We start from the raw sequence: 11,237 nt of genomic DNA on the forward strand, positions 1-11,237 counted from the left end.
AGTTGTAGATACAGACCTTACAGGTAAAGCCGGCACTAAGACACCAGTTGAAGTGACAGCAGAACCAGGCACTAAGGTAGAATTGTTCGACAAAGATGGTAACAAGATTGGTGAAGGCGTAGCTGATAACACTGGTAAAGCAACTATTACACCAACAGTTGATATTCCAGAAGGAAATGTGACGGTTGTAGCAACCAAGGATGGTCAAACACCAGAAGCAAGTGATCCGGTTCCAGCAACAGCTAAAGAGCCAGAAACACCAGCTAAACCAAGCAAACCAGTTGTGAACACAGACCTCACAGGTAAAGCCGGTACTAAGACACCAGTTGAAGTGACAGCAGAACTAGGAACTACAGTTGAGTTGTTCGATAAAGACGGTAACAAGATTGGTGAAGCAACAGCAGGAGCAGATGGTAAAGCTATCATTACTCCAACGGTAGACCTTCCAGAAGGTAATGTAACTGCTAAAGCTACTAAAGATGGTAAAACATCAGAAGTGAGCGATCCAGTTCAAGCTACAGTAGCAACTCCAACAACACCAATTCAACCAGAAATTACAACAGACCTCACAGGCAAAGCGGGCACTAAGACACCAGTTGAAGTGACAGCGGAACCAGGATCTAAGGTTGAAATGTATGATAAAGATGGTAACAAGATTGGTGAAGCAACAGCTGATGAAAATGGTAAAGCAACTATTACACCAACAGTTGATATTCCAGAAGGAAATGTGACGGTTGTAGCAACCAAGGATGGTCAAACACCAGAAGCAAGTGATCCGGTTCCAGCAACAGCTAAAGAGCCAGAAACACCAGCTAAACCAAGCAAACCAGTCGTGAACACAGACCTCACAGGTAAAGCCGGTACTAAGACACCAGTTGAAGTGACAGCAGAACCAGGAACTACAGTTGAGTTGTTCGATAAAGACGGTAACAAGATTGGTGAAGGTACAGCTGATAACACTGGTAAAGCAACTATTACACCAACCGTTGATATTCCAGCAGGCCCAGTAACTGTTAAAGCAACGAAAGATGGTCAAACATCAGACGCAAGTGATCCAGCTCAAGCGACAGCAGTTGATAAAGTAGTTAAGACTCCATCAGTCACACCAGTAGCTAACCCATCATCTCTAACAGATGCCGAAAAAGCTAAGGTAGCCGACGAAGTTAAGAAATCAAACCCTACAGTAAGTAAGGTAGAAGTTGGCAACGACGGTACAACAACTGTAACTTACCCAGATGGCACAACAGCTGTAATCCCAGCCGATAAGACAGTTAAGAAATCAGATGATAAAGTAGTAACGGATCCAACAGTAACTCCTGTTACAGATCCAAGCAACTTGACTGATGCGGAAAAAGCTAAAGTAGCAGAAGAAGTTAAGAAAGCTAACCCAACTGTAACAGATGTTAAAGTTGGTGAAGACGGCACAACAACAGTTACATATCCAGGTGGTACAACAGCTGTTATCCCATCAAATAAAACTGTTAAGAGATCAGTTGATAAAGAACTTAAGGATCCAGCTGTAACACCGGTTACAAATCCAAGCAACTTGACTGACGCCGAAAAAGCTAAAGTAGCCGACGAAGTTAAAAAAGCTAACCCAACAGTAACTGACGTTAATGTTGACAAAGATGGCGCAACAACTGTAACTTACCCAGATGGCACAACAGCTGTGATCCCAGCCGATAAGACAGTTAAGAAATCAGATGATAAAGTCGTAACGGATCCATCAGTAACCCCAGTTACAGATCCAAGCAACTTGACTGATGCGGAAAAAGCTAAAGTAGTCGACGAAGTTAAGAAAGCTAACCCAACCGTAACTGATGTTAAGGTTGGCAACGACGGTACAACAACTGTAACTTACCCAGATGGTACAACAGCCGTTATCCCAGCCGATAAGACAGTTAAGAAATCAGATGATAAAGTTGTTAAGGATCCATCAGTAACCCCAGTTACAGATCCAAGCAATTTGACTGATGCCGAAAAAGCTAAAGTAGCCGACGAAGTTAAGAAAGCTAACCCAACAGTAACTGACGTTAAGGTTGACAAAGATGGCACAACAACTGTAACTTACCCAGATGGCACAACAGCTGTAATCCCAGCCGATAAGACAGTTAAGAAATCAGAGGATAAAGGTGCTAAGGATCCATCAGTGACTCCAGTTACAGATTCAAGCAACTTGACTAATGCGGAAAAAGCTAAAGTAGCCGACGAAGTTAAGAAAGCTAACCCAACAGTAACTGACGTTAAGGTTGACAAAGATGGTACAACAACTGTAACTTACCCAGATGGCACAACAGCCGTTATCCCAGCCGATAAGACAGTTAAGAAATCAGAGGATAAAGCTGTTAAGGATCCATCAGTAACCCCAGTTACAGATCCAAGCAATTTGACTGACGCCGAAAAAGCTAAAGTAGCCGACGAAGTTAAGAAAGCTAACCCAACAGTAACTGACGTTAAGGTTGACAAAGATGGCACAACAACTGTAACTTACCCAGATGGTACAACAGCTGTAATCACAGCAGATAAGACAGTTAAGAAATCAGATGATAAAGCTGTTAAGGATCCATCAGTAACACCAGTTGCAGATCCAAGCAACTTGACTGATGCCGAAAAAGCTAAAGTGGCCGACGAAGTTAAGAAAGCTAACCCAACAGTAACTGATGTTAAGGTTGGCAACGACGGTACAACAACTGTAACTTACCCAGATGGCACAACAGCTGTAATCCCAGCCGATAAGACAGTTAAGAAATCAGATGATAAAGCTGTTAAGGATCCATCAGTAACCCCAGTTGCAGATCCAAGCAACTTGACTGACGCCGAAAAAGCTAAAGTAGCCGACGAAGTTAAGAAATCAAACCCTACAGTAAGTAAGGTAGAAGTTGGCAACGACGGTACAACAACTGTAACTTACCCAGATGGCACAACAGCCGTTGTCCCAGCAGATAATACAGTTAAGAAATCAGATGATAAAGTCGTAACGGATCCATCAGTAACCCCAGTTACAGATCCAAGCAACTTAACTGACGCCGAAAAAGCTAAAGTAGCCGACGAAGTTAAGAAATCAAACCCTACAGTAAGTAAGGTAGAAGTTGACAACGACGGTACAACAACTGTAACTTACCCAGATGGCACAACAGCCGTTATCCCAGCAGATAAGACAGTTAAGAAGTCAGATGATAAAGTAGTTACAAATCCATCAGTAACTCCGGTTACAGATCCAAGCAACTTGACTGATGCCGAAAGAGCTAAAGTAGCGGAAGAAGTTAAGAAAGCTAACCCAACTGCAAAAGATATCAAGGTTAACAAAGACGGATCAGTAGTTGTAACCTTTGAAGATGGTACAACAGCTGTAATTCCAGCAGATAAGACAGTTAAGAAATCATCAGATAAAGTTAAGGAATCAGATGGAGTTAAGAATCCATCAGTAACCCCAGTTACAGATCCAAGCAACTTGACTGATGCCGAAAAAGCTAAAGTAGCAGAAGAAGTTAAGAAAGCTAACCCAACTGCAAAAGATATCAAGGTTAACAAAGACGGATCAGTAGTTGTAACCTTTGAAGATGGTTCAACAGCTGTTATCCCAGCAGGTAAGACTGTTAAGAAATCATCAGATAAAGTTAAGGAATCAGATGGCGTTAAGAATCCATCAGTAACTCCGGTTACAGATCCAAGCAACTTGACTGACGCTGAAAAAGCTAAAGTAGCAGAAGAAGTTAAGAAAGCTAACCCAACTGCGAAAGATATCAAAGTTAACAAAGATGGCTCAGTAGTTGTAACCTTTGAAGATGGTTCAACAGCTATTATCCCAGCAGATAAGACAGTTAAGAAATCATCAGACAAAGCTAAGGAATCAGATGGCGTTAAGAATCCATCAGTAACTCCGGTTACAGATCCAAGCAACTTGACTGACGCTGAAAAAGCTAAAGTAGCAGAAGAAGTTAAGAAAGCTAACCCAACTGCGAAAGATATCAAAGTTAACAAAGATGGCTCAGTAGTTGTAACCTTTGCGGACGGATCAGTGGCAGTACTTACCTCTGAAAACGTTGTTAAAGAAGCAACTAAAGAGTCACCTGCTCAAGAACCAGCTAAGAAAACAGGAGCGAAAGAATTGCCAAACACTGGTACTAAACAATCTAACGCTTCACTTGGACTAGCACTTCTTGCAGCAGTGACAGGAGGACTTCTCATCGCTAAAAAACGCGAGGAAGAAGAGTAAGAAATTACTCAAATAAAGTAAATTTAAGAATATGAATTCTGTAATTTGCTAGAAAAGACTAAGAGAAAAGACTAGCCTCGTCATAAAACCACACAGAGATTCAAGACTTGAGAACAATCAAGGTTAAAGAATCACTGTGTGGTTTTTAAGGTTCCAGAGGTTGGATTTCTTTCCTATTTAGTAAGAATCATTATTAGAAAATGAGGATCTCTGTTTTTAGAGATTCTTGTTTTTCTATTTAGGAGTTAAGCCCCTAGAATTAGATGATGTTAACATATAAGAAAATATGAATATGATTTAAACGATAAAGTGTAAAAAAACAAGGATAAAAGTAAAAAATTAGAAAATTTTGCAAACGATTTTACATTATAAAGTTCTTTACATTCTTTAACCAATGTTTTATAATAAAAATGTATGTAGCGTATAAAATGCTAAAAAATACAACAAGGAGATATCGATATGTATTTTAATCGTAAAAATGCAGAGCAAAAGAATTGGCGTATGATCAAAAAAGGAAAACATTTCCTTTTCGGTTGTTCGCTTGTTTTTGCGGTTGGGGCTGCTTTGGTAGCACCGACAGTTCAAGCTGATCAAACTGATTCAGCAGATGCAACTACTAAGGAGGCTGTAAAACCTGAGACTCAAAATCAAGGTGAAACATATGGGGCGCCTGCTGTAGAAGTTACAGCTGCTCCAGAAGCTAATGCGAAGCCAGCACTTGCGTCAGCTACAGAAGAAGCTAAAGCTGAAGAGAAAGCTACAGAGCCTTCTGCTGCACCAGTAGCAGCAACTACAAAAGAATCAGATTCTGTTCAAGCACCAAGCTTGACAACAGTAGCGGATGCATCAGCATTAACTGCTGAAGAAATTTCAAATGTTACTGAAGCAATTAAAGGTTCAAATCCGACTGCAGTTTCTGTTCAAGTTAGCAATGATGGATCTGCGATTGTAACATTTGCAGACGGATCAAGCGCAACATTGTCAGCTTCTCAAACAGTTAAAGTCAAGGCAGAAGCTACTTCGGAAGCTCCTATACGTTCACGTCGTGCCCTTTCTCCAGTAAATGGAACTACACGCTCTTTTGACTCTGAACTTCAGAATGAAGCTCAAAAGAAAGCAATCTACAGTCCGGGTGTGAAGGGTGAAAAGCAAACTTATCAAGGAACAGTTTGGCTTTACCGTAATGGAACAGTCAATAACGATAACCAAGAAGATGCAAAACGCCTTGGTGGTGTAAATGTCTACCTTCAGTATGTAACTGGTAAAGGTTTTGTGTCACCAGTTTATAAGACAACAAGTGAACAAGATGGAACTTTTGTATTTGACTTGTCTAAACCGGTAGCAAACCGTCTAGGAGCCACAGGTGAGTTTCAACTTGCAGGAGACCCTAAGCTTGCTATTCGTACTTGGGTAGAAAATCCAGATCCAACAAAATACACTGTCATCAAATCAGGTGACCAACGTACAGGTTTCCACGGACGTCTTAGCCGTTTAAATGAAACTTGGGATTTCACGGCTGGTATCAACCGTATTGTTGGTGGTCAAGTAGTTCTTCAAGAAAAACCAAATTCTGAAGACTATCTCTTGAAACCAGAAGCAGACCGTCAGACAGGTGACCAAGCAGACGGCCAATTTTCACGTAAAGGCGATTATGGTACAATCCGTGGTAGAGTGTGGTACGAACTTCGTGACCCAAGTGGTTCTGACGCACGTATGTATAAAAAAGACAGCTACGATATCAATGCTACAAACGTTAAAGTAGCGGCTTCATACGTAAATGATGAAGTGACTCGTCTTTTTGACAAATGGAAAAAAGAACACAAAAACTACAAACTTGATGATTTCAAAGCTGCTCAAGCTGAAATTATCAAAGAATATGAAGCTAAGAATGGTAAAGGTTCACATATCGCTGAAACTGTTGTAGTACCAGTTGATAAAGATGGTTACTATCGTATTCCATTCCGTGGTCTTTATGGTGTGAGCGCTGATAAGGCTAACAGTGGACTTTCTAAGAAAATTTCAGATGCAGAGTTTGGAACACTTGTTAAAGATGAAGATTTAGACAATGAACATCTTATGAAGTGGAATGGAACTATTGGACAAAAATACCGTCACATTAATACGGATTATGTTTATGCCACTGTTCTTGTCAATGACTATGCTATTTGGAGCAATAACTACCAATCAAATATGTTTGAAGGTACGTCAGATGCCGTTCTTCCAGTAGGACCTTCATCACTTGCGGCAGCAAATATTTCAAATACCAACTTTGCCCTAATCGCGCCTCAACCAATGCACGATATCTTGGTATACGACAACGCTGATAACTTTGCAAAACCAGGAAATACTGCTGAAAGTACTACTGGTGGACTTATGCCATCACGCGAATACCAAATCCGTTGGTTCAAAAATGGTAAAGCAATCGGTGAAGCAACAACTGTAATGTCAACAGCAGAAGGAACTGCTAAGTCAGTACCACTCACTGTGCCAAATGATCTTACAGAACCAGCAATCTATACATCAGCTGTATTCCTCCAAGGCGAAGACACAAGTGACCTTCATTCAGCATTGGCACTTGATTCATTCACTGCTGTTCTTGATGAAGAAACAGACAAATACACTCCAAAATATGCTGACACACTTGTAACACCAGGAACCCCTGCTACAGCAACGCCAACTTTCACAGATAAAGGTGGGAAAGATATTACAGCCCCAGAAGGTGCTAAATATAGTATTCCATCTGACTTTGTAGCTCCAGAAGGCTACACAGTATCAATCGAAGAAAATACAGGAAAAATCACTGTTGAAGCTAAGCCAGGAACGACAGTTGAAGAAGTTGAAGTACCTGTTACAGTAACCTACAAAGACAACTCAACTGATACAGTCAAGGCTACCTTTAAGTTGGATACTGATGGTGATAAGATCCCAGATGTAACGGATGAAGATGATGATAATGATGGTGTAAAAGATTCAGACGAAACAACAGATGGTACAAACACTAAAGATCCAAATTCAATCGCTTCAAAAATCACTCCAATTGATGATCAAACAGGTGTAGTAGGAAAAGAAATCACACCAGTTGCTGTCACAGTAGAGAAAGTTCCTACAGATGGTTCTGTCAAGGTTGAAGGTCTTCCAGATGGTGTTTCTTACGACCCAGCAACAAAACAAATTACAGGCACACCAACAACTGAAGGGGAATCAGAAGTAACTGTTACTGTTCTTGGAAAAAATGGTCAACCAGTAAAAGGTGCTGATGGAAAACCTGTAACTGAAACATTTAAATTTACAGTTACAAAAGCAGCAACAGATGCGGACAAGAATACACCAACCGCTAAAGATCAAACAGTTAAGAAGGGTGACACACCAGACGCTAAAGGTTCAATTGGTAATGTTTCAGATCTTCCAAGCGGCACAACATTTGAGTACAAGACACCAGTAGATACAACAACTGCAGGTGAGAAAGACGCAACAGTAGTCGTAACTTACCCAGATGGATCTAAAGATGAAGTTCCAGTTAAAGTAACTGTAGTTGATCCACGTACAGATGCGGACAAGAACACACCAACCGCTAAAGATCAAACAGTGAACAAGGGTGACACACCAGACGCTAAAGGTTCAATTGGTAATGTTTCAGATCTTCCAAGCGGCACAACATTTGAGTACAAGACACCAGTAGATACAACAACTGCAGGTGAGAAAGACGCAACAGTAGTCTTAACTTACCCAGACGGTTCTAAAGACGAAGTTCCAGTTAAGGTAACTGTTAAAGATCCACGTACAGATGCGGACAAGAACACACCAACAGCTAAAGATCAAACAGTGAACAAGGGTGACACACCAGATGCCAAGAGCTCAATTGGTAATGTTTCAGATCTTCCAAGTGGTACTACATATGAGTACAAGACACCGGTAGATACAACAACTGCAGGTGAGAAAGACGCTACTGTTGTCGTAACATACCCAGATGGATCTAAGGATGAAGTTCTAGTTAAGGTAACTGTTAAAGATCCACGTACAGATGCGGACAAGAATACACCAACAGCTAAAGATCAAACAGTGAACAAGGGTGACACACCAGACGCTAAAGGTTCAATTGGTAATGTTTCAGATCTTCCAAGCGGCACAACATTTGAGTACAAGACACCAGTAGATACAACAACTGCAGGTGAGAAAGACGCAACAGTAGTCGTAACTTACCCAGACGGTTCTAAAGACGAAGTTCCAGTTAAGGTAACTGTTAAAGATCCACGTACAGATGCGGACAAGAACACACCAACAGCTAAAGATCAAACAGTGAACAAGGGTGACACACCAGATGCCAAGAACTCAATTGGTAATGTTTCAGATCTTCCAAGTGGTACTACATATGAGTACAAGACACCGGTAGATACAACAACTGCAGGTGAGAAAGACGCTACTGTTGTCGTAACATACCCAGATGGATCTAAGGATGAAGTTCTAGTTAAGGTAACTGTTAAAGATCCACGTACAGATGCGGACAAGAATACACCAACAGCTAAAGATCAAACAGTGAACAAGGGTGACACACCAGACGCTAAAGGTTCAATTGGCAACGTAGGTGATCTTCCATCAGGAACTAAGTTTGAGTACAAGACTCCAGTAGATACAACAACACCAGGTGACAAAGACGCCATTGTTGTAGTGACTTACCCAGATGGTTCTAAAGATGAAGTTCCAGTTAAAGTAACTGTTAAAGATCCACGTACAGACGCAGATAAGAATACCCCAGTAGCGAAAGATCAAACTGTTAATATTGGCGACACACCAGATGCCAAGAACTCAATTGGTAATGTTTCAGATCTACCAAGTGGCACAACATTTGAGTACAAGACACCGGTTGACACAACCACAGAAGGTGAGAAAGACGTTACTGTAGTGGTTACTTACCCAGACGGTTCTAAAGACGAAGTACCAGTTAAGGTAACTGTTAAAGATCCACGTACAGACGCAGATAAGAATACCCCAGTAGCGAAAGATCAAACTGTTAAAGTTGGTGACACACCAGATGCCAAGAACTCAATTGGTAATGTTTCAGATCTTCCAAGTGGTACTACATATGAGTACAAGACACCGGTAGATACAACCACAGAAGGTGAGAAAGACGCTACTGTAGTGGTTACTTACCCAGACGGTTCTAAGGATGAAGTACCAGTTAAGGTTACTGTAGCCGCAAATCCAACTCAAGCTGATGTAAATACTCCTGTAGCTAAAGATCAAACTGTTAATATTGGCGACACACCAGATGCCAAGAACTCAATTGGTAATGTCTCAGACCTTCCAAGTGGTACTACATTTGAATACAAGACTCCAGTAGACACAACAACAGAAGGTGAAAAAGACGCCATTGTTGTGGTGACTTACCCAGATGGTTCTAAAGATGAAGTTCCAGTTAAAGTCACTGTTAAAGACCCACGTACAGACGCAGATAAGAATACTCCAGTAGCGAAAGATCAAACTGTTAAACCAGGCGATCAACCAAACGCTAAGGATTCAATCGGTAACGTAGGTGACCTTCCAGAAGGAACTAAATTCGAGTACAAGACACCGGTAGACACAACAACAGAAGGTGAAAAAGACGCCATTGTTGTGGTGACTTACCCAGATGGTTCTAAAGACGAAGTTCCAGTTAAGGTAACTGTTAAAGATCCACGTACAGACGCAGATAAGAATACCCCAGTAGCGAAAGATCAAACTGTTAAAGTTGGTGACACACCAGATGCCAAGAACTCAATTGGTAATGTTTCAGATCTTCCAAGTGGTACTACATATGAGTACAAGACACCGGTAGATACAACCACAGAAGGTGAGAAAGACGCTACTGTAGTGGTTACTTACCCAGACGGTTCTAAAGACGAAGTATCAGTTAAGGTAACTGTTAAAGATCCACGTACAGACGCAGATAAGAATACCCCAGTAGCGAAAGATCAAACAGTTAAACCAGGTGATCAACCAAACGCTAAGAAATCAATCGGAAACGTTGGAGATCTTCCAGAAGGAACTAAGTTCGAATTCAAGACACCAGTTGATACAACAACCCCAGGTGATAAGAGTACAACCGTCGTTGTGACTTACCCAGATGGTTCTAAGGATGAAGTTCCAGTAACTGTTAAGGTAGTAGATCCACGTACAGATGCGGATAAGAACACGCCAACACCTAAGGACCAAACAGTCAATGTTGGTGAAACTCCAGATCCTAAGAAATCAATCGGAAACGTTGGAGATCTTCCAGAAGGAACTAAGTTCGAATTCAAGACACCAGTTGATACAACAACCCCAGGTGATAAGAGTACAACCGTCGTTGTGACTTACCCAGATGGATCTAAGGATGAAGTTCCAGTAACTGTTAAGGTAGTAACTCCAAACACACCAGCGCCTGTAACTCCAAGTACAGATGCGGACAAGAACACTCCAACCGCTAAAGATCAAACAGTTAAACCAGGTGACAAACCAAACGCTAAAGATTCAATCGGCAACGTAGGTGATCTTCCATCAGGAACTAAGTTTGAGTACAAGACACCAGTAGACACAACAACCCCAGGTGAAAAAGATGCAATTGTTGTCGTAACATATCCAGATGGATCTAAGGATGAAGTTCCAGTTAAAGTAACTGTTGCAGCTAATGCAGCTCCAGCTTCTGATAACACTCCAGCTAAGAAAGCGGGTGCTAAAGAATTACCAAACACTGGTACAAAACAATCTAGCGCTTCACTTGCTCTAGCACTTCTTGCAGCAGCGACAGGAGGACTCCTCATCGCAAAAAAACGCGAGGAAGAAGAGTAAATAAAAACCTCAAATAAAGCAAAATTGAGAATGATTATTCTTTGAGACTGCTAGAAAAACCGTAAGAAGAAATTCTTACGGTTTTTTGAATTGGCTCTTTGTCAACTGTAGTGGGTTGAATAAAAAGCTAACATCTGGAGAGGACAACGATTGTCCTCTCCATTTTTATATTCAGAGCGATGAAAATTCGTTTCTTAAAGTTATCAAAGTTCCTAAA

Annotated in this window: 2 protein-coding genes; both read left to right on the plus strand. The window is 41.2% G+C overall.

The annotated features are described in order from the left end of the window. Positions 1–4,216 (plus strand): LPXTG cell wall anchor domain-containing protein (locus tag QM460_RS09980; protein WP_414290016.1); only part of this gene is annotated, 4,216 nt, incomplete at its 5' end. Between the two features lie 459 nt (positions 4,217–4,675). Continuing rightward, positions 4,676–11,020: a Rib/alpha-like domain-containing protein gene (locus QM460_RS09985; protein WP_414290017.1), complete on the plus strand. Its 6,345-nt coding sequence runs from the start codon at positions 4,676–4,678 to the stop codon at positions 11,018–11,020. Positions 11,021–11,237 lie beyond the last annotated feature (217 nt).

It is taken from the genome of Streptococcus infantis, from assembly GCF_047464415.1.
In the GTDB taxonomy this organism is placed as follows: domain Bacteria; phylum Bacillota; class Bacilli; order Lactobacillales; family Streptococcaceae; genus Streptococcus; species Streptococcus infantis_AE.